This window comes from Echinicola rosea (assembly GCF_005281475.1).
Taxonomy (GTDB): Bacteria; Bacteroidota; Bacteroidia; order Cytophagales; family Cyclobacteriaceae; genus Echinicola; species Echinicola rosea.
This window is the reverse complement of record NZ_CP040106.1, coordinates 1,204,254-1,226,659: the sequence shown is the minus strand read 5'-3', so window position 1 is coordinate 1,226,659 and position 22,406 is coordinate 1,204,254. Positions and strand designations below refer to the sequence as shown.

The following is a 22,406-nucleotide window of genomic DNA, read 5'->3' as shown; positions in this document are numbered from 1 at the left end:
TTTGCAAATCCCCATTATTTTTGGTTCGGGATTACAAATACCGAACAGCGGGATTTTGATGAAAATTACATTTTTCATAAGCCAATATGATATTGACGCCAAAGAGATGGACCGTACCTACGGCACTTGGTGCAATGCTCGCTCTTAACCTCATCAGCAGGCTAAAACCTGCTGCTTCTATATCATCCTCCGCCAAAGGCAGATGGGATAACGAACATGAAAAAATTGAACTCCACAACTGAAAGTTCATAACAAAACCGTTCAATGGATAATAAATCTGGTCATCAGAAATTACCACAAGCGCCAGCGGCACGAACTTTACAGTAACCCATGGATTTATCCGTGGGTACATAAAAACCACCCCACAATCCGCAAGTGCCGTAGGTACGATACATATCCTCACAAATGCTATAAGATTAGATAAAGCAACCTTTCTTCAACATACTGATCCTATATCATCCTCCGCCAAAGGCGGATGGGACAACGAACATGAAAAAATTCGCCTCCACAACCGAAAGTCCATAGCAAAACCGTACCATGGATATTATATCTGGTCATCAGAAATTACCGCAAGTGCCAGCGGCACGAACTATACAGTAACCCATGGATTTATCCGTGGGTACATAAAAACCACCCCACAATCCGCAAGTGCCGTAGGTACGACTGATATAATACCTGATTCAGTTTAATAATGACAAAATTCAGTAAGTAATAATTATCCCCAAGCAATAGTGCAAAATCGATTTCAGTATTTAAATCAATATGATTATCTTCTGTACTACCTCTTTCTAAAGCTAAATTATAAAATGGCCAATACTTATCATCAAGTCTATATCCAGTCAATTTTTGCAGTAAAATATAGAAATGCATACATCCATAAATCATGGCGGCCAGAACTTCAAAAAGTAATCGGCAACCTCATCAATGAAATGGGTAACAAATGTATTATTGTAAATGGAGTTGAAGATCATATGCATTGCTTTTTTGCCTTAAAACCAGATATTTCCATTTCTGAAGCCATGCAAAGAATAAAATCAAAATCATCGAAATGGATCAACAAATCCAACTTTGTCAATCATAAATTCGAATGGCAAAAAGGATTCGGATGTTTTAGTTACGGCAAATCACAAATACCAAATGTCTATCAATATATCCAAAACCAAGAAGCTCATCATAGACAATGGGACTTTTTAGATGAATACACTGCTCTTTTGAAGAAATTTGAAATTGATTTTGATGAAAATTACATTTTTCATAAGCCGATATGATATTGACGCCAAAGAGATGGTCCGTACCTACGGCACTTGGTGCAATGCTCGCTCTTAACCTCATCAGCAGGCTAAAACCTGCTGCTTCTATATCATCCTCCGCCAAAGGCAGATGGGATAACGAACATGAAAAAATTGAACTCCACAACTGAAAGTTCATAACAAAACCGTACCATGGATATTATATCTGGTCATCAGAAATTACCGCAAGTGCCAGCGGCACGAACTATACAGTAACCCATGGATTTATCCGTGGGTACATAAAAACCACCTCAAAATCCGCAAGTGCCGTAGGTACGACTGATATACCACAGGTGCTATCTTTACCAGAAAAACCCAGTCCACTTGACGGCTCTTGGACGCAACCTAGATACCTCATCTTTTCCGCAGATTATACCTGCTGCTTCTATATCATCCTCCGCCAAGGGCAGTAGGGATAACAGACATGAAAAAATTCGCCTTCACAACTGAAAGTCCATAGCAAAACCGTTCAATGGATATTATATCTGGTCATCAGCAATTACCCCAAGTGCCAGCGGCACGAACTATACAGTAACCCATGGATTTATCCGTGGGTACATAAAAACCACCCCACAATCCGCAAGTGCCGTAGGTACGACTGATATACCACAGGTGCTATCTTTACCAGAAAAACCCAGTCCACTTGACGGCTCTTGGACGCAACCTAGATACCTCATCTTTTCCGCAGATTGTACCTGCTGCATCTATATCATCCTCCGCCAAGGGCGGATGGGATAACGAACATGAAAAAATTCGCCTCCACAACCGAAAATCCATAGCAAAACCGTTCTATGGATATTATATCTGGTCATCAGCAAGTACCACAAGTGCCGGCGGCACGAACTTTACAGTAACCCATGGATTTATCCGTGGGCCAAAAAACACCTCAAAACCCCGCAAGTGCCGTAGGTACGACTGATATATCAGAGGTGCCCTCCCAGCCAGAGAGTTGATCTGGGCGGGAGGGCACCTGTGGATTGGTACCTTAGTCGAAGTACGGATACTTCCCTTTCTCGATCATATGATCGGCGATTTGTCTTCTTAGGGTTTTGGTGTTTACAGGATCTGCCTTGGTGAAACGCTTGAGGCCCATCAGCATCACTTTCTGCTCATCTCCTGAGGTGAAAGAAGCGATTGCCTCCCTACCGGCTGCTTGGATGATATCCACTGCTTCAGAAAGGTACACTTGAACCATTGCTATCTGCTGCTTACAGGTATCTTCGCCGTGGATGCCTACCCGTTTTTCTGTGCGTAGCAAAGCGGATTCTGCCGCATAGATTTCGATCATGATATCGGCCAGGTTCATCATCAACTCCTGCTCCTCCTCAATTTTGGGACCGAAGGCCATAGCAGCTTTTCCCCCAATCATCAGGAACACTTTCTTTAGCTTCTTTAGCACCTCTTTTTCCCCAGCAAAAAGCTGCGAGGTGTCCCCCGTGTCAAAAGATGGAACCGCCGTCAGCTCGTCTGCCACCGCCTTGGCAGGTTCAAAAAGGTTAATCTCTCCTTTCATCGCCCGTTTGAGTAGCATACCGATCATGAGCATGCGATTGATTTCATTGGTTCCTTCATAAATGCGTGAAATCCGCGCATCCCGGTAAGCGCGCTCCATCGGCGCATCTGCCGAATAGCCCATACCGCCATAGATCTGCACACCTTGGTCCACCACATAATCCAGCACCTCCGAGCCATGGATCTTTGCGATAGCGCATTCCATGGCAAACTGCTCCACGCCTTTCAATTTGGCCAGGTTCACCTCCATGCCTTCTACAATGAGCGCATCAATCCGATCCTCGATATTTTGGCCCAGACGGTAGCAAAGCGATTCGCTGACATAGGTCTTCACCGCCATTTCGGCCAACTTGGACTTCATGGCACCAAAAGTATTGATGCTTACGCCAAATTGCTTTCTTTCCGAGGAATATTGCAGGGCGTTTTTGATCACCTGCCTGCAGCCTCCCAGCACGCCCGCACCAAGCTTCACCCGACCGATATTGAGAATGTTCACAGCAATCTTGAAGCCATTTTGCCGATCAGAAAGCATGTTTTCCACAGGAACTTTGCAATCGTTGAAAAACACCTGGCGAGTGGATGAGCCTTTGATGCCCATTTTCTTTTCTTCTTCGTTCATGGTAATGCCACCAAAATCCTTCTCTACGATAAAGGCTGTGAGGTTTTTGTCGTCACCAATTTTGGCAAAGACAATAAACAAATCCGCAAAGCCACCATTGGAGATCCACATCTTTTGACCATTGAGCAGGTAATGTTTGCCATCTTCGGTGAGCGTTGCTTTAGCCTTGCCGCTATTGGCATCTGATCCGGCATCCGGCTCGGTGAGGCAGTAGCATGCTGCCCATTCACCAGTGGCCAATTTTGGTAGGTACTTTTGCTTTTGCTCCTCGGTACCATAATAGAGGATCGGCAACGTTCCGATACCAGTATGCGCCCCGTAGGTGGTCGAAAATGATCCCGCCGCACCGATAATATCCGCTATCAGCATGGACGTATTAAAACTCATGCCCAATCCTTGGTATTCCTCGGGCACCGAAATGCCCAATAGTCCTAGCTCACCGGCCTTTTTCAAAATGCCCGGTACTAAATCAGGATTTTTCATGCTATCGATTTCCTCAGCCTTCGGCAAAATCTCCGTATCGATAAAATCTTGGCAAGCTTGCGCCATCATGCGCTGCTCTTCTGAAAATTCTGCAGGAATAAAGATGTCCTTTGCCTCTGTATCACGGATAAGGAACTCTCCGCCGTTGATTGTATTGGTTTTTGTAGTCATGTCGTTAGTATTGAGTCGTAAGTAAAGAGTATTGAGCCTGGCTACTGTCCGTTTGATCGCTATTTCAAACTTTTGATCAACGAATAGCTCATCTTTTGCATTTCATTGATTTCCTTCTCCAAGGATTTGAATACAGAATCATTCACTAAATCCAATAGTTTCGCAATACACAACTGCGTATCTAATTCACACAGTGAACCATAAGCTGTATCCATAAATCGTCGAAATTCTCGATCCGAACCTCTTCCTGCTCCCTCCGCAATATTGGAAGCCACAGAAACAGCTGACCTCCTCATTTGGGATACAAGACCATATTTCTCAACGTGTGGAAAAGTAGCTGTCAAAACGTAAATATCTTTGGCCAAAAAAATGCTTCTTTTCCATACTTTTAATTCTTTATAATTATTCATGATGTATATTTTTAATTTAAAAATCTCTTTAACTATTCAGCGTGCTACTCGACAAAGTAGCCCCTATTCAGAATCCACATCTCAAATCTCAAGTTTCACTACTCAAGACTTAAGACTCATTACTAACTTCTACTTCAGCAATTCCACCACGCCGGCTACGCCTTGGCCGCCTCCGACGCAGGCGGTGACCATGCCGTATTTTTGGTTTCTTCTGCGAAGCTCGTTGATCATTTGCACCGTGAGCTTGGCGCCAGTACAGCCCAATGGATGGCCAAGTGCTACGGCACCGCCGTTGACATTGACAACTTCTGGGTCCATGTCGAGCTCCCGGATCACGGCAAGCGCCTGTGCGGCAAAAGCCTCATTCAGCTCTACCAAGCTGATATCGCTCATTTTCATTCCTGCCTGCTTCAGTGCTTTTGGCACGGCTTCTTTCGGGCCGATGCCCATGATGCGAGGATCTACACCTGCTACTGAGTAACTCACTAGTCGTGCTTCCGGCTCTAGGTTTAGTTCCTTGACCATCCGCTCAGACATCACTATGGTAAAGGCCGCACCATCCGATGTCTGCGAGGAATTGCCCGCAGTGACTTGTCCTCCTTGCTTAAATGCAGGTTTTAATCCTCCCAGCACGTCCATGCTTGTCCCAGGTCGTGGCCCTTCATCGGTATCCACGGTAAACGATCGTTTCTGTCGTTTACCAGCTTCGTCCACATAGGTTTCTTCCACTTTGATCGGGACTATTTCATCTTTGAACTTACCTTCTTTGATGGCGCTGATGGCACGCTCGTGAGAAGTCACAGCAAACTGATCGGCATCTTCCCGTGAGATATTGTAGTCTTTGGCCAATTCCTCGGCGGTCAGCCCCATACTGAGGTAATAGTCGGGATGTTCGGAAGCAATTTTCCAGTTCAGCGCTGTTTTATAGCCCATCATGGGTACCATGGACATGGACTCGGTGCCGCCTGCGATGATACAGTCCGCCATTCCCGATTTGATCTTGGCCGTGGCCAGTGCGATGGCCTCCAAGCCCGAGCCACAGTAACGGTTAATGATAAATCCCGGTACCACTTTGCCCAGTGCCATTAGGGAGATCATCCTTCCCATTTGCATGCCCTGTTCCGCCTCAGGCACGGCATTGCCTACGATCAGGTCATCCACCATCTCCGGCTCCAGGCCAGGTGTATCGGTGATCAACTTCTTGATCACATCCACGGCCAGATCATCCGGCCGATAAAAACGGAATCCACCTTTCTTGGCTTTTCCTACTGCTGTTCTATATCCTTTTATGATGTAAGCTTCCATATCGTTTTCGTTTAATAGTTTGTCTGTTGTTAAAGAACCAAGAGGAAAGAAAAAAGAGTCAAGACTCGACTTTGGATTTCAGACCGTTAATCATGCGTTGAATCTCTACTAAATCTTCATGCAGTGAACTTGATTTTTCTTCATCCAGCAATCCTACACGTTTGCTTATTTCCAGTTGTGTTTCGAGTTCGTAGCTTTCACCCAAGCTTATTTCCAATGAATTGCTAAAAGCTTTACCAGAGGATTTTGCACTTCCTTCAGCAATGTTGGAAGGGACAGAAACTCCCGCCCTTCTCATTTGCGAAACCATTCCAAATTTCTCCTCTTTTGGAAACTCTTTTGTTTCGAGATAGATTTTAACAGCAAAGTCAACTGACTTTTGCCACACTTTAAGGTTTCTGAAATTATGCATGGTTTATGGTTTTAGGTCTCTTTCTTCTTAGCTCTTTCTTCTTTTATCTATTCTAATTTCTAAGAGGTTTTCCCTTGAAAAGGATGCTTTGGATGCGCTCCAGGGTCTTTTGCTCGCCGGTAAGGCTGAGGAAGGCTTCCCTTTCCAGGTCCAGTAGATACTGCTCGCTGACTTCATTGGCCTGTGACAGGTCTCCGCCGCTCATGACCCACGCGAGCTTTCTGGCAATCTTCGCATCGTGGTCAGAAATATAGGAGCCATATTGCATCCCTGTGATTCCAGCTTCAAACAAGGCCAGGGAAGTTTTGCCCAGTACTTTAATATTGGTTTGCTGTACGGGTTGGGTGTAGCCTTCATCATATAGCTCGATTACTTTGGCTTTGGCTTCTGCCAGTTGCCGCTTGCGGTTAAGGGTAATCCCATCCTTAGCTTGTAGATAGCCGAGTCCTCGTGCCTCTTCAGCAGAAGTGGATACTTTTGCCATGGCAATGTTCATAAAGTACTCCTGAAGTCGGTTTACTTCCACGTCTCCACTGTGGATAGCATTGGAAAAGCGAAGGGTCATTTCCTTCGAGCCTCCGCCAGCTGGAATCACCCCCACGCCAAATTCGACCAATCCCATGTACAATTCCGCATGTGCTTGTACGGCATCCGCGTGAAGGGACATTTCACAGCCACCTCCCAATGCCATATTATGTGGTGCCACTACCACGGGAATACTACTGTATCGTACGCGCATCATGGTTTTTTGAAACTGTGCGATCATCATGTTTATTTCATCAAATTCCTGATCGCCGGCAAACATAAAGATCATAGCGAGATTGGCTCCAGCAGAAAAATTGGGACCTTCATTACCGATCACCAAGCCTTTATAATCTTTCTCCGCCATGCTGATGGCGGTATTCATCCCTTCAATGACTTCTTGACCAAGCGAATTCATCTTCGTATGGAATTCCAAGCCGATGACATCATCGCCCATATCATAGATCGTGGAACCAGCATTTTCCCAGATTTTTTTGTTGGCAGCCTTCAAGGTATCAAGGAGAATAAATTCCTGCTGGCCTGGAATGTCTTTGTATGATTTAGAAGGAATATCATAATACTGGCGATTGCCGTTTTCTACGCGATAGAAACGGTCATTTCCGGCATCCAACATCTCATAAACCCAGTTGGCAGGCTTTTGATCAGCCGCTTCCATTTTCTTAACTGTATCTTTTACACCTAAGATGTCCCAGTTTTCGAATGGCCCGTATTCCCAGCCAAAACCTGCACAGACTGCTTGGTCGATACGGTAAAGCTCATCCGAGATCTCCGGGATACGGAATGAACAATATCGGAAAAGGTCGTAGAAAGTAGCCCGGTAAAATTCTCCCGCCTTATCGTCAAAGTTCACCAGAAACTTGATCCGCTTTTTCAAATCATTGATTTCCTTGGATTCTTCCAAGGCCTTGAATTTGGGCTTTTCGGCGGGTTTATATTCGTGTGTCTGCAAGTCTATTTCCTTCAGCTCTTTGCTGCCATCCTTGTGGCGTATCATATGGAAAAAGCCTTGGCCAGTCTTATCTCCAAGCCACTTTTTATCGGAAAGAAATTCGACAGTTTTTGGCAGCTTGAACTGATCTTTGGATTCATCTTTTTGTAGGGCTTTGCTGAGGTTATCGGCCACATTGACCATGGTGTCCAGTCCGACGACATCCATGGTACGGAAAGTGGCTGATTTGGCTCGGCCGATCACTGTACCGGTCAACTTGTCCACTTCGGAAACACCCATTTTCATCTCTTCGATGGTGTGCATGCTGGACATCATCGCATAGACCCCGATACGATTGGCGATAAATGCCGGAGTGTCCTTGCACAACACGGTTTCTTTACCGAGAAAACGGTCCCCATATTCCATCAGAAAATCAATGATAGCAGGATCGGTTTTGGGGCCAGGGATTATCTCCAACAATCTCAGATAGCGTGGTGGATTAAAAAAGTGAGTTCCGCAGAAATTTTCCTGGAAATCTTCACTCCTGCCTTCGCATAGCATCTGCATGGGAATGCCCGAAGTATTAGAAGTGATCAATGTTCCCGGCTTTCGATGTGTTTCCACTTTTTCATATAGCGACTGCTTGATGTCCAATCGCTCCACGACTACCTCGATCACCCAATCATATTCTTTGATTTTGGGCAGGTCATCCTCGAAGTTGCCGGTCTGGATGCGTTCGGCAAAGGCCTTGTCATAAATCGGTGAGGGTTTTGATTTGAGGGTCTTTTCCAAAGCCTCGTTTACCAGTCTGTTTCGGACTGCTTTGTCCTCCAGGGTCAGGCCTTTTTTTTGCTCTGCTTCGTTAGGTTCTTTGGGCAAAATATCCAGTAAAAGCACTTTCACACCGATATTGGCAAAGTGACAGGCTATTCTCGATCCCATAATTCCCGAACCTAAAATGGCTACTTTCTGAATGGCTCTCTTCATAGGTTAAAATGATTTTAGATGGATCCGCTGTGGCGGAACTTTTTGGTCAGTTTATTGATGCTCGATTACGTGATTGATCTTTTCAAAAACCCGAAAGAATGTCTCCATTTCCTTTTTGGTCACCACCTCGCGGATGGCATGGTTAAACACCTGAATGGTTTCGATGGATTTTTCTTTTTTCCGCTTGCCCTCAAGGGTCAAAAAAATGCGGACCGATCGCTTGTCAGCAGGATCTGGCTTACGGCATATCAAGCCTTTTTCCTCCATAGACTTCAGCATGCGCGTAAGACTCCTCGACTCCAAGCCCATCAATGGGGCTATTTTGGTCGCCGGCGTTCCTTCGTGCGAATTGATATTGATCAGTACAAACCCGATGGAGGTGGTAAATCCCTCCTCGACTGCCTTCTGGTTGTACATGCGTGAGATGGCATGCCAAGCAGATTTGATGTGGAAATCTACGGTCTCTTCAGGTTTCATTGTTTCAGTTCATTGCTGTAATAGCATAACGTAATATACTAATAATTTTGTATGCATGCATACTATTTTTATTAAAAATGTGGGCAGGTTGAAATGTTAAAAAAGGGAAAAGTTTAGGAACCTACTGAACAGGATTTAGAGTTTACAGCCGGCTTTTTACATGTAAAGATCGCTGGCTAAATAATGACATACCGCGCATTTAAAACGAGGATAATATTGCCCAATAAGTTTAAGCAAATCGCTTTTAAACTATTCGTAAAGATAAGATGTATAATTTTTTGTTTTCCAATAATCCGACATAGTCTCCATCGGGTTTTACTGAACGGAATCTCCAGATTTCATTTATCCGCATAACCTGATCAATATAGGCTTTCAGTCCCCTTGGTCTCCAGAATACTTCTAAAATAGGTCTCTAAGGTTGGAATGCATTGGAGCATTTCCTGAAAAGAATCACGGTGAATTTGTAATAACAAGGAATCTTCCAATGCCTGAATATTAGTAAATGGAAGGTGTTTGTTTTTGAAAACTCAAGATGTCTGTGGCCCACCAATCGTCAATGGCAAAATACAAAATCTCCTCATTGTCTTTATCTGAAATATAAAATGCCTCAAGTGCGCCGGTGACCACGTAGTTATCACTTTTGGACACCTCTCCATTCCTAAGCAGATAGTCTCCTTTCAGAAGTGTCTTTTCCATCCAGAAAGTGCGAAAAAGATCAATCTCATCGGAACTGAGTGTGACGTATTTTGCATGTTTTGAGCAATTGATCGTTCATGCCGACACTATTGGGTTAAGCTGAGTTATCCGTCCTGATTTGCTGAGACTTACCACCCATATTTTTTAAGGTTTCCCGTCCGAAAGGCCGTATAAGCCAAAAGCACAAGCAACACCAGTTGGACCACCACCATTGCTGTGGCAAAATCAACCAATGCTTGGCCTTGCAACACGCCCCCCATGATCAGACCGCCACGTGTGGTAAACAGCATCAGGAAAATGGAAGTGATCATAAAGATCAAATTGGCAGGTCCGCTACTAAAAGCCATGGCCATCACCTTTACCAAATACACCAAAAAGAAGCAAGTCACTGCAAAAGGCCACAAAAAATAAAGACTGCTCATTGCTAAGTAAGTGTCAAATACTTGCAGGTCAAACTGTGTATCTGGCTGAAAGCCTTCCCAGCCAAAATGAAACAAGTGCAGGACAATCACCAGAACCAATGTCCCGGCCAACCAGTATATTTCCTTCTTCATGGTATCGCTTCGATTTACTTCGAAAATTAGCCGATTATTGGCGATTCCAAAAGGCAAGCGTAAAATAAAGTCGATATGTTATTTTTCAGGTTACCCCGGATTAGCACTCTCCAGCCGAAAGAGTGTTATCTCTGGCCTGACATTGAAACGAATTTGCCATAAGTGGCCTAGTGCTCTATTAATGTATAATGTGCGCCCATCACCCAGCTCAATTTGCCCTGATGAATACTGCTTATTCTCCACTGGCAATAAAGGTGGTGGCAGAAAGGGTGGTTTGCACTGACCACCATGGGTATGTCCAGAAAGAATCCATCCTCTATAGCCATTCCATACATGTAAATCACAAACATCTGGATTATGGCAAAGCACCAAATTGGCCATTTGATCATCTATCTCTCCCATCAAATCTGAGGGACCAAAATTAAGCCCCCAATAATCATCCAAACCTATTACGTTTAAACCATTGAATGTTTGTTGTTCATTGCTTAATACCTCTATCCCTGAAGTTGAAAGTACCTGTGTTACTGTATCGGCTACATGCTGCTCTGACCAGTTTTTGCCATAATCATGGTTTCCCAAAATCCCCACTGTTCCAAATCGCCCCTTCACCGCAAATTTCATCACTTCAGCTAACTGCCGAAACTGTTCCTCACCTTCGTAAGTTATGTAGTCACCAGTGTAAACTACAAAATCAGGATCATACTCTTGAGCATTCTGAAATGAATCAATGATGTAACGGTAATCAAATCGGTTTCCTACATGAATATCACTGATTTGCATCACCATTTTTCCTATGAGGCTTTCCGGCAAATTGGCAACAGGCATGCTCCTATGCACAAATTCTAACCAAAATGGCTCCAATTTATACGCATACCCAGTAGTCAGCGCACCAGCGCTCAGACTGCCCAAAGTAATATTTCTAATGAATTTTCTTCTTCTCACTGCATGCTCCGATTTGAACAGGATTATTGAAAATTGCCATTAATTCCCATTACTTTCCAGTGGTAGATCTTGGCTAATATATTTTTCATTGCCCCAGGCCAAAACCTGTACACCACTTGAATAATGACATAGGTCAGGACGACCAGAGAAAAGCTCGCGGAATCGTGGGTAATCTAGTTCCACAGATGTCACCGCTACTTTCTTAGCTGGCCAAGGTGCATGATGGATTTCGTAAGTATTGATTGTGCCAGGACTATCCTGAAACAGGGCATATCTTTCCATCAGCCACCATTCCAGTTGACTTTTTTGCTTCACTGGTGCACCTATTTTAAAATTCAAATGTAATCTATCTTCTAATCGACCATTTGTGGACCGATACATTCCCTGCCTCCTTCTCATCACCGAATACCGATAAGGCAAAGTGGAAAGACTCTTGGCCACTTGACAGGATAATCTTTTGCTACCTTCTATGCTCAAAAAATATACGCCTTGCTTTCCTTTATAATTGACATAAGTTCGGATATTGATCTCATGAAAATTAGATATCGGTGAGAAAGCAGGCAGTACTTTTGGTCTAATCCGTTCCATATCGAAAGCCACCACCGAAACCCATGCTTTGCCTTCAAACAAGTCTATTTCCAATGTATCAGGAACCCATTTCCTTAGTTCCTGTTCTTCTACTTGCCAATGCAAAAAAATGGCATCATTCCACTCTTGGTAATACTTCCAGGCTCCTTGTGGAAGTGGCCATGGACGATGGTCTTTGATTTGAAGCAGTTCTTTTATACTCATATGCGTTTTATTAACGACTTTCTTGCCAGTGGGTTTTATTTCTCATGTAGCACACTCACTGAACGTCTGGAATGAAGAAGGGCCTTTCTGGGATTTCCATAGTTTTTGTGAGCAGCTATTTACTATCTCTGATATTACTGATGTCCTTGCGGTCAAAAAAAGTAGATGTATTTGGATATATTTTTAACCCGGTTTATCAATGTCGTTTAGTTAAAGAGATTTTCCAATACGGATCGTCCATTGAGAGAATTATGGTTTTAGTCCATGGTCTTTTTTAAACATGTATAAAATGGATTCGCCTTGCAGGTATTGGGCGTTAAGAAATTAAAAAGCGGGCGGGCAAAAAGGCAGGCTTGTTTGACGAAAGGCTGACCAAAAAGAATAAGAATGTTGGCCGCTAGAAAAGGAGGAGTTTGCCTGCATGGGGGTAGGCTTTAATTTTAGCCCAATAGATTCACACCTGTGCGCCGTGGCGTAGCGGCGGGGTTTTTTGGTTACTTTTTTGCTTCAGGTCAAAAAAGTAACAAAGGTAAAGGGATGAAAACCACCTAGGAATTTAGCTAGAAAAATAATAGAACCAATATTTCCAGATACACGCTAATTAAACAACATTGTCCGCTTTATGCAATAGGAATCGTTATGACCTGTCCCAATAGCTATCGGGAAGAGCTGAAACTACAAGAAAATCAGTCCCGGTCAATCGGGAAGCGAAGCAACTGATTTTGAAGTAGTTTCAGGTCGCAATAGATAGGCTAGTGCATAATGCGGGTTTAAGTCGCCATTAGATCCCTTCGGCTACGCTGCGGGACTGAGGAATGAATGATAAGAAAGTTCCCTTTAGGGATTTAGAGGAAGGTTTGCACGAATTTTCTTCAATCCTAAAATCTTTACTCGAACGACAATAATAAATTATGCAAAATAAACTTTTACCAAGTAATATACTGTCTATTCTTTTCTAGCTTCAAACTTACTATGGAAAAACAGCAGCTGATATGCTATCGAGTTACGCCAATATTCGGCGTTGTGCACACCCGGTCTGGTGATAAAATCGTGGGGAATGTTTCGCTTTTCTAACTTCCTATGCAGCCGCACATTGGCATCATAAAAAAAGTCATGCCGACCGCAATCGATAATGATATCCAGTGATTTGCCATCTAACAAGTGAAGCATATTGATCACGGTATTCTCTTCCCAGGTATCCTTATTTTGTGCATATGATCCCAATCTTTTGGCAATGTCCCAATTTAGCGGAAAAGGTCTAATATCCACACCACCGCTGGTACTGCCCACTGCACCCCAGATATCCTGATGTCTAAATCCCAGGTAAAGTCCTCCATGACCGCCCATGCTTAGCCCCGTAATGGCACGATGGGCACGATCTTGCTTAGTGGCATAGTGTTCGTCCACCCAAGTGACCAGCTCCGAAGCCACAAAAGTCTCATACTGCATTTTAGGGTCTATAGGGCTGTCAAAATACCAACTGGTGACTCCTGCATCAGGACAGACGATGATAAGGCTGTAGCGGTCCGCATATTGCTGTAAATCCGCAATCCTTGCCCAAGTGGTGTAGTCGCCACCAGCTCCATGGAGCAAATATACAGACGGATAAGTTTCTGAGCGGGTATAGGTACTGGGTGTAATGACTAAGTTAGGCACATCCTTGTCCATTGCATTACTATGGATCCGAACCGTATCGGTTTTGGCAAAAGCCAGCCACTGAATTCCTAAAAAGAGAAGTATGAAACTAAAAATATTTTTCATAGTTGGGGAATCGGGTTTTAACCATTCATTCGCTTGATTTCTCAAACTTACCTATGGCAAAATTCAACTTTACATAAAAAGCACTTGGATCAAAAGCCGGAGCATTGGAAATGATCAGGTCTTTACGCAAGTCGGGACTAAAATTCCTTCTGAGCTTTGTCACACTGGAATAGAGGTTAAGCATATAGCCTACCTGCAGGCCCATTCTGGAGTAAACTCCGACTTGGGTAGTAGGCTTCAGAAAGGCCCCCAATAACTTGTCAGCATTCAAGCTAAGGTTTAATCCCAAATTTCGTTGGTAAAGGAAACTGGTGTTCATGTTTCCCATTAGGTTTTCATTGAAATCGTTATTGAGGTCTTTGGCAATGAGATCCAGGGAAGTGGTTCCATAATAGAGGCCTACTTTTGGATAAAAGCGCCAATCTTTGGTGAGACTGTTTTTCCAGTGATACTGGATCCCCGCAGTAACGTGGATCGGCAAGTACCGATAATTTACATAGTCATTGCTGAATCGTTTTTTGTTCAGGTTAAAATCCGCCTCTGCAAAAAGTCCTAATCTTGACATGGCCACGTAAGATATTCCGCCTCCTAAAGTGGCCGTTTGCTTTTCGAATGTTTGGTAACCCTGTCCGCTAAGGTAATTGTTCAACTCTTTATAGGGCTGATTTCGATATCCGGCCGAAATATAAAAATCCGTGAAGTGTATTTTTTCCTGGGAATTGGTATCCTGTGCAAATAGATGCGATTGGAAAATCAATACAATGCTACATATCAGTAAGACTATTCTCATAGTTAGCGGATTTACACTTGTTAGCGGTAAACCAAATTTCGGTATCATTTGGCGTTGCTTTAATTGGAACCTTAAAGTTATCCAATTTTAGCTAGCAAAGATATTTTTTTAAAGGATTTGATATCCTTTTTTCATTTCATCCCAATGATCCTATTTCAAGAAAGCACAATGAATCATTTCTTCAGACTTATACACTTTCCACACCCTATATAGTTATACTATATTCTTTTTTTAAATAAAAAACTATTGTAGTTATTAAGGTGTGGATTTGTGGGTAATTGTCAGGATCTTATTTACCCACAAGTTAACCAAAGCTTATCCATATATAATTCACCCATGATCCACATCTTATTAACTTGCAAGTGTCTGGTAAATAGTACTTATCGTATTTATCCTGATTTTTGTGTATAATGTGGTATATCAAGTAGTGTTCATTAAAGGCTGTGTGTATAAATGTGGATAGGCGTTTACAAAATTGTGGTTATCCATAGGGGGAAAAAAATTATCCCAAATGGTTTTAAGCATTTGGGATAAGTCCTGAATTGTCCATAAGTTATAGACACTTATTCACATCGTTTTTGTGAGTTATCTACATAGTTTCGGTGCCATTTTGATTGGTTGTTATGGTGTCGCTAGGGACATGATCGGTAGTCACTTGGAGTAATCCAGAAGCCGGACTTGGTATAATGTTGATGTTTTGATTGGTCCATTTACCTCTTAGTTGGATGGCATAGGTTTTGTTTTCAGGATCATAAAAGTAATATACCGGTTCTGGTTGCCTGAGCTCATAATAGTTTCCGGGATCCCACTGGCCGTTCTTATTTCGGTCAATAATGGCCCTTACCATGTATTCACCTGCTTTTATTTTTTTAAAACTGTATGTTTGGTTATTTTCTTTAAGGGTTTGTTGCTTGACGATCTCTTCATCTCTTGATAGTAATTGGACGATGATAGGCCATTCTTCTGCCATTACTTTACCTGTGACTTCATCTGCTAGATTCTCAGGATCTTGTTTGCTAAACGTCGTTTTGATAGCTTTTTCGTTATGTTGATCTTCTACGTCTATGAATGTCGAATCTGATGCGTAAAACTGGAAGCTTGTCTTTGGTATGGTATCCGAAATTGGTAAGTCTATGAGAAGTGTAGCACGCAAAGCACTGTCCCTAAAGCTCACGTGTTCTGGCTTGATATGGATAAAGGATGCTGAGTCATATTGGATGAAGAGGGAGTCGTAAATGATGTTCTTGATGGGTTTGTTAAAAGAGATCGAGGTACTGATGTTGGCAACGAACTCCTTCTTTTTATCCATGGTCGGGGTTAGGTTTTCAGCTCTCCTTTCACTTTTCATAAATGAGGCATAGAATGTGGTATCTACTCCAAAACCTACAGAATCCCGCAAGCTTATGGATATTTGGGTACTGTCGTCTCTTATTTCTGTATGGTAGAATCGTATGTTTTTTTCATTGATCCTATAAAATAGGGAATTTCCTAAATCCGGATGGGTGACGTTAAGTTTCGCAGGATACTTACTTAATACCACGTCGAAATTGCTTCCGAGTGCACTTGTACGGTTGATTTTAAAATCCGATAAGTCACCTTTAAATAGATTGAAATAGCTTCCTGATACATCTTCCATGATGATGATGGGGTCGCTTATAAATCCATAAGGCTCACTTTTGTCTTCTGCCTTGGAAGTATTGTTGGCATCGTGCCAGGCATATGCCCTGTATTGTCCCCCTTTGATATTGGTGATTTCAAAATTCCCTGCAGAATCCGTTTGGGTGAGGTAATATGGTGGATCAGTAAATACATCCATGGTATCGTCCTCAATTCTGTAAAGCCCTACAATGACATCTTCCATATCGGGCTTTTTCTGAGGAAATATATAGGCAACTTTTCCGATAAATCTTAGGCTGTCTATCATACTTCCCGTAGAAAATACCAGTTTTAAGTTTTCAGATGGATTGCTTTCAGAGATATCTTGGATGCTCTTTTGAAAGTTAAAAACGTAAGTGGTACTATCTTCCAACTCCTGTCCTATTTTGATGCGAAGTTCATTCTTCAGGGCAAGAAACTCCATTTTACTTTTATCCAGGCTTGGTGTGATGATGACGTTTCTTTGGGGATTCTCGGTTTTGATGAATTCATCGAAAACCAAGGTCACATTTTCGGGTTTGATATTTAGGCTTTGGTCTTTCGGGTTTGATGATAGCAATTTTGGTGGGTCTTCGTCCTTTGGACCACCCATGGGAGAACTTTGCTTTGCGCATGCGTAGCAAAGCAAGATACCTGTTAAGGCTAGGAATAGGCTTAAATAATGTTTTCTATTGCTCATTTCTTCTTTAATATAAACAATATGCTTGAATAATTATTTTTATTGTTTTTGGCTAATCTGTTAGACTTATATCCTGTAAAAAATGATTTTATAAGATTTTTCTTATTATATTTTATATTGTTGGATAGAATCGAAACATAATAGCTGTCAAATGGCATGGGTTCTTCTGCAGTGATGCGTAAGTCGAATTCATCAGCTAATTTTTGCATAGTTGGCCTTGTAAAATGGTATAAGTGCCTTGGTACGTCAAGGGCAGCCCAATGTTCCTTAAATAACGCAGCGTCGTAGGAAGCATTGTTGGGAACAGCAAGGAATAGTGTACCCCTCTTCTTTAACCGTTTCAGGAGAAACTCCACAGTGCCTCTCAGATCATGTACATGTTCGAGGACATGGAAGAGCGTGATGGCATCGAATTTCTTTTCCTTTTCGAGGCCCTTTAGTTTAGGGTATAGTTGGAGGTCAAATTTTTCACGAGCTATTTTTGTAGCTTCTTCATTAGGTTCATAGCCAATTCCATCCCATCCTTTGGTGCTGGCATGATGAAGAAAATGTCCAGTACCACAACCGTAATCCAATAGTCTTCCTTTTTTTTCTGAGTACTTCGTAATCCAGTTTACCTTTTGCTGTAAGGTTATTTTTCTTACTTGCTTGTAAATGAGGTTAACAAGATTATTGGATTTATCAGTATGGGAAATATAGTCTTTAGATTCGTAATATAGTCCGATATTTTCTTGGGTTGGTCTTGGGTTGGTAAATAAAAAATCGCAACTGCTGCATTTACAAATGCTAAATGATTCGTCAGAGACACTGTGGTCTTTCACCACCATATGATTAATAAAAAGTCCACTTTGGCAAAGTGGACAGTTGGTTAATCTTTCGTACATGTTATCTTCCTAAATAAACCGTGAGAATGGACAAGTCAGCGGGTGATACGCCACTGATTCTAGATGCTTGCCCGAGTGTTTCCGGGCGAATTTTGTGTAATTTTTGCTTTCCTTCCGCCGACAATGCTGGTATGGTAAGGTAATCAAAGTTCAATGGAATTTTAAAATTTTCCATGCTATTCAGTTTCTCTACCATTTGCGACTCCTTTTCGATGTAGCTGTTATATTTTATTTGTATTTCGGCTTGATCGAGTACTTCCTGCGGATATTTAGAAAGATACTGATGGATATCAGCATCCAATTCCTTTATAGATGATAGACCCAGTTGAGGTCTTTTAAGTAGTTTTTCTACCGTTATCTTTTCTTTGATTGCAGCGGTGTCTTTTTCTTCAAGTCCTGAATTGATGCTATCCGGACTTAGTTTCTTTTGCTTTAGATCATTGATCAATTTAGCGGTGTCATTTTTCTTGTCCAGCATTTTCTCTAATCGCTTGTCGGAAGCTAGGCCTATGGAATGGCCTAATTCAGTCAAGCGCAGATCGGCATTATCTTGCCTGAGTAGTAGTCTGAATTCAGCCCTTGAGGTAAACATTCTATAAGGTTCCTCAGTACCCTTATTGATAAGATCATCGATGAGCACACCGATATAAGCGTCCGATCTCTTTAGTACGAAGGGGTTTTCCTCTTTTACTTTTCTGGCTGCGTTAATACCGGCAATCAGTCCTTGGCAGCCTGCTTCTTCATATCCAGTAGTTCCGTTTATTTGTCCTGCGAAGAAGAGATTTTCCACCAATTGGGTTTCCAATGTAAGTTTTAACTGTGTTGGCGGAAAGAAATCATATTCGATCGCATAACCTGGACGGAACATTTTGCAGTTTTCAAAACCGGCTATTTTTCGAATGGCTTTGTACTGAACATCCTCTGGAAGTGAAGTGGAAAAGCCATTAACATAGATTTCTACCGTATTCCAACCTTCAGGTTCAACGAAGATTTGGTGCCTATCACGTTCTGCAAAGCGGTTGATTTTATCTTCTATTGAGGGACAGTATCGCGGCCCTAACCCTTGAATACGGCCGTTAAACATCGGGGAACGATCGAATCCCGTTTCCAATGTTTCGTGGACTTCCTTATTGGTATATGTTATCCAACAAGTGCGCTGTTCTTTTAGTGTTGAAGTTTCATCAGAGAATGAAAATTTTTCAGGTTTGTCATCCCCATGCTGTACTTCCATTTTAGTGTAATCCAGCGATCTTCCATCTACTCTTGGTGGCGTACCGGTCTTCATTCTACCGGCTTCAAAACCCAGTTCTACTAACTGTTCTGTGATACCCTTTGCAGCAGCTTCCCCAGTTCTTCCCCCACCAAATTGTTTCTCTCCGATATGAATAAGTCCATTCAAGAAAGTTCCATTAGTAAGGACTACTGATTTAGCTTTTATTTCAAGGCCGATACCAGTTTTTACACCCACTACCCTTTTGTCTTCTACGACCAAACCAGAGATCATTTCTTGCCAAAAGTCCACGCCTGGTGTGCCTTCCAATGCCAATCTCCACTCTTCGGCAAAGCGCATTCGGTCATTTTGTGATCTTGGAGACCACATAGCAGGGCCTTTAGACCTGTTGAGCATTCGAAATTGGATCATGGATTTATCGGAGATGATCCCTGTCATTCCACCGAGTGCATCAATTTCACGAACAATTTGTCCTTTAGCCACACCACCAATAGCTGGATTACATGACATTTGAGCAATAGTGTTCATATTCATGGTACATAAGAGTACCGAACTCCCCATTTTGGCTGCCGCATGAGCTGCTTCGCATCCTGCATGGCCTCCTCCAACTACTATTACATCGTATTCTGGAAACATAATTGTGTGTATTTTTTAATTGTTCCACGTGAAACATCTGATTTGGAATTGATTCACAATTCCATGTGAAACTTTTAGGTTCTCTTTTTTACTGTTCCACGTGAAACAGTTGGTTGTAATTTATGATTGCTAACTAGTGTTCCACGTGGAACACTAGTTGTTACTCTTTTTGTGTTGTAAACGTTCCACGTGGAACGTTAAATATTTTCTTTTAGTTCGAAGAATAATTTTATTGACTCATCCTCTTTTGATCTCATGAGTTGGGCTTCTTCTTCTGTTTTGTCTTTGTAGCCACAGAGGTGCAGGAGTCCATGGCTGATTACGCGTATAGTTTCTTTATAAGTGTCTTGGTTTTGTGTTTTTGCATTATCAACGATACGTTCGATGCTGATGAAGATGTCTCCTTCTAGCAGGTTTTCCTTTTCGGAATTGTCAAAGGTGATAATGTCTGTGTATGTATCGTGGTCTAAGTAATCCACGTTTATTTGGTATAGATATTCGTCACTGCAGAAGATGTAGTTTAGGTCCGTGATTTTAAACCCTTCGGACTTGGCTAATGCTCTAAGCCATCGCTTAGTGAGGTTTTTTTGCTGTAGATTGTATTGAAGATCTTCTTGAAAGAAATTGATGGCCATGGTCAATTCATGTAGAAGGTGAGGATCGTTTTTTTTCCGTCCTTTTCAAAATCCACTTCGTCGCTGAGGTTCTTCATAATGAAAACTCCCCTGCCTCCAGATTTTTCTATGTTTTCAGGAGCAGTTGGGTCTTTTAGATTTTCATAATCAAAACCCTCCCCTTCGTCTTCGATGATGAATTTTAACTGGTTCTCGAGAAAATTTACTTCCAAGTTTACCGCTTTACTTGCGTCCCCTTGATTGCCGTGGACAATGGCATTGCTGACACATTCTGTTACTGAAATCATGATGTTGCCATAGATGTCGTCATTGATCTGGAATTTATCCCTTGCGTTGTCAATGAAGCTTTCTACGATCTTAATATTCTCAATGAGAGATGGAATAGAGATTTTGATCGATTTCATTAAGTTTTATGGTTAAATATATCCTATAAATTTCCTTTTACGTTATTTCTACCAAGATCGGACAATGATCAGAGTGCACTGCATCCGGCATTATCCTAGCTCCTTTTACTCTTTCTTTCATGGCCGAACTGGTCATGTGATAGTCTATCCGCCAACCCTTGTTGTTTGCTCGGGCATTGGCCCGGTAACTCCACCAAGAGTACTCATGGGGAGACTGATTGTGCAATCTGAAACTATCATCAAAACCTGCTCCCGTAAACTTGTCCATCCAAGCCCTTTCTTCTGGCAAAAAACCTGAAGTATTTTTGTTGGCTACCGGATTGTGTATATCAATGGCTTTATGGCATATGTTATAGTCACCACTTAGAATCAAATTTGGTGAGCTGCGTTTTAGATCCTGTGTAAAGCCAAATACATCATCCAGGAATGCATATTTAAAGTCTTGACGAATTCCTCCTGTGGTACCTGAAGGGAAATAGGCACTAATGAAGGAAAAGTCACCGTAATCTGCCCTGATCATTCTGCCTTCATCATCGTACTTGTCCACTCCCATACCATAAGTGACTTTTTTGGGTTTTGTCTTGCTGAGAATAGCGACACCACTATATCCCTTTTTTACAGCTGGATACCAATAGCAATGATATCCTAGATCCTCAAATAGACTAATCTCTATTTGATCCTCTTTGGCTTTTATTTCCTGTAAGCCAATGATATCAGGAGAGGTTTCGGCGAGCCATTCACCAAACCCTTTGCGCATTGCTGCTCTGATACCGTTGACATTATAGGATACGATATTCATAGATAATGGATTTATTTTCTTTCCAGTTGATCATTATAAATTGATTTATATGATAAACTGATATTTTTATTCTTAGCAAAAACTTTATTTAATGTCTATTTCAAATTCTTTTTCGAAATATTCCAAGACTTGTATTTTAAGTAATTTCTCTTGCTCTAGCATGTCAAAATGCGGCAGTTCCTTCACCAGTTTCCAATGTGGCCAACCATCTTGGTCAATAAAATCCAACTCGTAAAAACCAGAAAGGCTGAGCACCTTACATATCGCAATATGCATAAGGTCTTGTTTCTGTTCCTTACTGAAGTTTTTCATCCCTTGGCCAAGCTCTTGGACACCAATGATGAACAGTACCCCGTTAAGGTCAGCAGGCTTCTTGCCGATCAGCTCATGGAGGCCCTTTAAGAGTGTGCTCCAGCGCTTTTCCAGGTCCAGGTCCTTTTTAAACATTTTTGTTAGCCTCGTTTTCTAGCTCTTCCCAATATTCTACGGCTTTCCGTAAGTGAGGGATAACAATAGTGCCACCGATCAGGTTGGCAATGGAAAATACTTCAAAAACCTGATCCTTAGTCAGGCCTACTTCATGGCATTTGCCCAAGTGATAGCGTACACAATCGTCGCACCGGAGGACCATGGAGCAGGCCAAACCGATCATTTCTTTGGATTGGATATCCACTGCACCCTCTTTGAAAGCATTGGTGTCTAAATTAAAGATCCTTTTGAGGACTTTGTTGTCTTCTCCGAGGATCTTGTCATTCATCTTCGCGCGGTATTCGTTGAATTCGTTGACTAAATTCATTAACTTATAGGATAG

General features: G+C 42.2%; 22 protein-coding genes. 1 reads left to right on the top strand and 21 read right to left on the bottom strand.

From position 1 onward, the window contains the following. Nucleotides 1–31: 31 nt before the first annotated feature. The gene (locus FDP09_RS05165) at nt 32–250 is read right to left on the bottom strand and encodes a hypothetical protein (protein ID WP_137401633.1); all 219 of its coding nucleotides are present in this window, start codon (nt 248–250) and stop codon (nt 32–34) included. Nucleotides 251–806: 556 nt separating this feature from the next. Between FDP09_RS05165 and tnpA the strand changes: the two genes are divergently transcribed. Next, the gene (gene tnpA / locus FDP09_RS05160; protein ID WP_137401632.1) at nt 807–1,268 is read left to right on the top strand and encodes an IS200/IS605 family transposase; all 462 of its coding nucleotides are present in this window, start codon (nt 807–809) and stop codon (nt 1,266–1,268) included. Between the two features lie 1,006 nt (nt 1,269–2,274). On the opposite strand, the gene FDP09_RS05155 is transcribed toward tnpA, so the two are convergent. From FDP09_RS05155 to FDP09_RS05055, 20 genes are all read right to left on the bottom strand, one after another. Next, on the bottom strand, nt 2,275–4,074 hold the full coding sequence (locus tag FDP09_RS05155; RefSeq protein WP_137401631.1) for an acyl-CoA dehydrogenase family protein: 1,800 nt from the start codon (nt 4,072–4,074) through the stop codon (nt 2,275–2,277). A 59-nt stretch (nt 4,075–4,133) separates the two neighbouring features. After that, nucleotides 4,134–4,484 (bottom strand): four helix bundle protein, encoded by a 351-nt coding sequence (locus FDP09_RS05150; protein WP_137401630.1) that lies wholly within the window; start codon nt 4,482–4,484, stop codon nt 4,134–4,136. A 129-nt stretch (nt 4,485–4,613) separates the two neighbouring features. Beyond that, complete coding sequence (locus tag FDP09_RS05145) at nt 4,614–5,789, bottom strand: thiolase family protein (protein ID WP_137401629.1); 1,176 nt, start codon at nt 5,787–5,789, stop codon at nt 4,614–4,616. Nucleotides 5,790–5,847: 58 nt separating this feature from the next. Beyond that, entirely contained in the window at nt 5,848–6,201 is a 354-nt protein-coding gene (locus tag FDP09_RS05140; RefSeq protein ID WP_137401628.1) for a four helix bundle protein, read from the bottom strand. A gap of 52 nt (nt 6,202–6,253) precedes the next feature. Beyond that, on the bottom strand, nt 6,254–8,659 hold the full coding sequence (locus tag FDP09_RS05135; RefSeq protein WP_137401627.1) for a 3-hydroxyacyl-CoA dehydrogenase/enoyl-CoA hydratase family protein: 2,406 nt from the start codon (nt 8,657–8,659) through the stop codon (nt 6,254–6,256). 51 nt (nt 8,660–8,710) lie between these two features. Beyond that, on the bottom strand, nt 8,711–9,136 hold the full coding sequence (locus FDP09_RS05130; protein ID WP_137401626.1) for a MarR family winged helix-turn-helix transcriptional regulator: 426 nt from the start codon (nt 9,134–9,136) through the stop codon (nt 8,711–8,713). Nucleotides 9,137–9,631: 495 nt separating this feature from the next. Next, nucleotides 9,632–9,832 (bottom strand): cyclic nucleotide-binding domain-containing protein, encoded by a 201-nt coding sequence (locus FDP09_RS23695; RefSeq protein WP_187328800.1) that lies wholly within the window; start codon nt 9,830–9,832, stop codon nt 9,632–9,634. 128 nt (nt 9,833–9,960) lie between these two features. After that, nucleotides 9,961–10,386, bottom strand: coding sequence for a hypothetical protein (locus FDP09_RS05115; RefSeq protein ID WP_137401625.1), 426 nt, complete (start codon nt 10,384–10,386; stop codon nt 9,961–9,963). A gap of 90 nt (nt 10,387–10,476) precedes the next feature. Continuing rightward, a complete protein-coding gene (locus FDP09_RS05110; RefSeq protein ID WP_137401624.1) occupies nt 10,477–11,328 on the bottom strand; it encodes a metallophosphoesterase in 852 nt (283 codons plus the stop codon). 39 nt (nt 11,329–11,367) lie between these two features. Then, nucleotides 11,368–12,120, bottom strand: a complete 753-nt coding sequence (locus FDP09_RS05105; RefSeq protein WP_137401623.1) for a YqjF family protein — start codon at nt 12,118–12,120, stop codon at nt 11,368–11,370. Between the two features lie 945 nt (nt 12,121–13,065). Then, nucleotides 13,066–13,881, bottom strand: a complete 816-nt coding sequence (locus FDP09_RS05100) for an alpha/beta hydrolase (RefSeq protein ID WP_137401622.1) — start codon at nt 13,879–13,881, stop codon at nt 13,066–13,068. Nucleotides 13,882–13,906: 25 nt separating this feature from the next. After that, on the bottom strand, nt 13,907–14,671 hold the full coding sequence (locus tag FDP09_RS05095) for a hypothetical protein (RefSeq protein WP_137401621.1): 765 nt from the start codon (nt 14,669–14,671) through the stop codon (nt 13,907–13,909). A 589-nt stretch (nt 14,672–15,260) separates the two neighbouring features. Then, nucleotides 15,261–16,919 carry an Ig-like domain-containing domain gene (locus tag FDP09_RS05090; protein WP_229683357.1) on the bottom strand — a complete coding sequence of 553 codons (1,659 nt, stop codon included), beginning with the start codon at nt 16,917–16,919 and terminating at the stop codon, nt 15,261–15,263. 83 nt (nt 16,920–17,002) lie between these two features. After that, complete coding sequence (locus FDP09_RS05085; RefSeq protein ID WP_308421006.1) at nt 17,003–17,833, bottom strand: class I SAM-dependent methyltransferase; 831 nt, start codon at nt 17,831–17,833, stop codon at nt 17,003–17,005. A 58-nt stretch (nt 17,834–17,891) separates the two neighbouring features. After that, on the bottom strand, nt 17,892–19,757 hold the full coding sequence (gene mnmG / locus FDP09_RS05080) for a tRNA uridine-5-carboxymethylaminomethyl(34) synthesis enzyme MnmG (protein ID WP_137401618.1): 1,866 nt from the start codon (nt 19,755–19,757) through the stop codon (nt 17,892–17,894). A gap of 197 nt (nt 19,758–19,954) precedes the next feature. After that, nucleotides 19,955–20,392: an rRNA maturation RNase YbeY gene (ybeY, locus tag FDP09_RS05075; protein WP_137401617.1), complete on the bottom strand. Its 438-nt coding sequence runs from the start codon at nt 20,390–20,392 to the stop codon at nt 19,955–19,957. Nucleotides 20,393–20,394: 2 nt separating this feature from the next. After that, nucleotides 20,395–20,796 carry an ATP-binding protein gene (locus FDP09_RS05070; protein WP_137401616.1) on the bottom strand — a complete coding sequence of 134 codons (402 nt, stop codon included), beginning with the start codon at nt 20,794–20,796 and terminating at the stop codon, nt 20,395–20,397. Nucleotides 20,797–20,833: 37 nt separating this feature from the next. Beyond that, nucleotides 20,834–21,595 (bottom strand): exodeoxyribonuclease III, encoded by a 762-nt coding sequence (locus FDP09_RS05065; protein ID WP_137401615.1) that lies wholly within the window; start codon nt 21,593–21,595, stop codon nt 20,834–20,836. Between the two features lie 84 nt (nt 21,596–21,679). Further along, nucleotides 21,680–22,042, bottom strand: coding sequence for a hypothetical protein (locus FDP09_RS05060; protein ID WP_112784118.1), 363 nt, complete (start codon nt 22,040–22,042; stop codon nt 21,680–21,682). Further along, on the bottom strand, nt 22,035–22,391 hold the full coding sequence (locus FDP09_RS05055) for a carboxymuconolactone decarboxylase family protein (RefSeq protein ID WP_137401614.1): 357 nt from the start codon (nt 22,389–22,391) through the stop codon (nt 22,035–22,037). The genes FDP09_RS05060 and FDP09_RS05055 overlap by 8 nt, the downstream gene beginning before the upstream one ends. Nucleotides 22,392–22,406 lie beyond the last annotated feature (15 nt).

Coding starts and splice junctions, on each gene's coding strand:
- FDP09_RS05165 (WP_137401633.1), bottom strand. CDS start 250: ATGAACTTTCAGTTGTGGAGTTCAATTTTTTCATGTTCGTTATCCCAT.
- tnpA (WP_137401632.1), top strand. CDS start 807: ATGGCCAATACTTATCATCAAGTCTATATCCAGTCAATTTTTGCAGTA.
- FDP09_RS05155 (WP_137401631.1), bottom strand. CDS start 4,074: ATGACTACAAAAACCAATACAATCAACGGCGGAGAGTTCCTTATCCGT.
- FDP09_RS05150 (WP_137401630.1), bottom strand. CDS start 4,484: ATGAATAATTATAAAGAATTAAAAGTATGGAAAAGAAGCATTTTTTTG.
- FDP09_RS05145 (WP_137401629.1), bottom strand. CDS start 5,789: ATGGAAGCTTACATCATAAAAGGATATAGAACAGCAGTAGGAAAAGCC.
- FDP09_RS05140 (WP_137401628.1), bottom strand. CDS start 6,201: ATGCATAATTTCAGAAACCTTAAAGTGTGGCAAAAGTCAGTTGACTTT.
- FDP09_RS05135 (WP_137401627.1), bottom strand. CDS start 8,659: ATGAAGAGAGCCATTCAGAAAGTAGCCATTTTAGGTTCGGGAATTATG.
- FDP09_RS05130 (WP_137401626.1), bottom strand. CDS start 9,136: ATGAAACCTGAAGAGACCGTAGATTTCCACATCAAATCTGCTTGGCAT.
- FDP09_RS23695 (WP_187328800.1), bottom strand. CDS start 9,832: ATGGAAAAGACACTTCTGAAAGGAGACTATCTGCTTAGGAATGGAGAG.
- FDP09_RS05115 (WP_137401625.1), bottom strand. CDS start 10,386: ATGAAGAAGGAAATATACTGGTTGGCCGGGACATTGGTTCTGGTGATT.
- FDP09_RS05105 (WP_137401623.1), bottom strand. CDS start 12,120: ATGAGTATAAAAGAACTGCTTCAAATCAAAGACCATCGTCCATGGCCA.
- FDP09_RS05100 (WP_137401622.1), bottom strand. CDS start 13,881: ATGAAAAATATTTTTAGTTTCATACTTCTCTTTTTAGGAATTCAGTGG.
- FDP09_RS05095 (WP_137401621.1), bottom strand. CDS start 14,671: ATGAGAATAGTCTTACTGATATGTAGCATTGTATTGATTTTCCAATCG.
- FDP09_RS05090 (WP_229683357.1), bottom strand. CDS start 16,919: ATGGGTGGTCCAAAGGACGAAGACCCACCAAAATTGCTATCATCAAAC.
- FDP09_RS05085 (WP_308421006.1), bottom strand. CDS start 17,833: ATGGTGGTGAAAGACCACAGTGTCTCTGACGAATCATTTAGCATTTGT.
- mnmG (WP_137401618.1), bottom strand. CDS start 19,757: ATGTTTCCAGAATACGATGTAATAGTAGTTGGAGGAGGCCATGCAGGA.
- ybeY (WP_137401617.1), bottom strand. CDS start 20,392: ATGGCCATCAATTTCTTTCAAGAAGATCTTCAATACAATCTACAGCAA.
- FDP09_RS05070 (WP_137401616.1), bottom strand. CDS start 20,796: ATGAAATCGATCAAAATCTCTATTCCATCTCTCATTGAGAATATTAAG.
- FDP09_RS05065 (WP_137401615.1), bottom strand. CDS start 21,595: ATGAATATCGTATCCTATAATGTCAACGGTATCAGAGCAGCAATGCGC.
- FDP09_RS05060 (WP_112784118.1), bottom strand. CDS start 22,042: ATGTTTAAAAAGGACCTGGACCTGGAAAAGCGCTGGAGCACACTCTTA.
- FDP09_RS05055 (WP_137401614.1), bottom strand. CDS start 22,391: ATGAATTTAGTCAACGAATTCAACGAATACCGCGCGAAGATGAATGAC.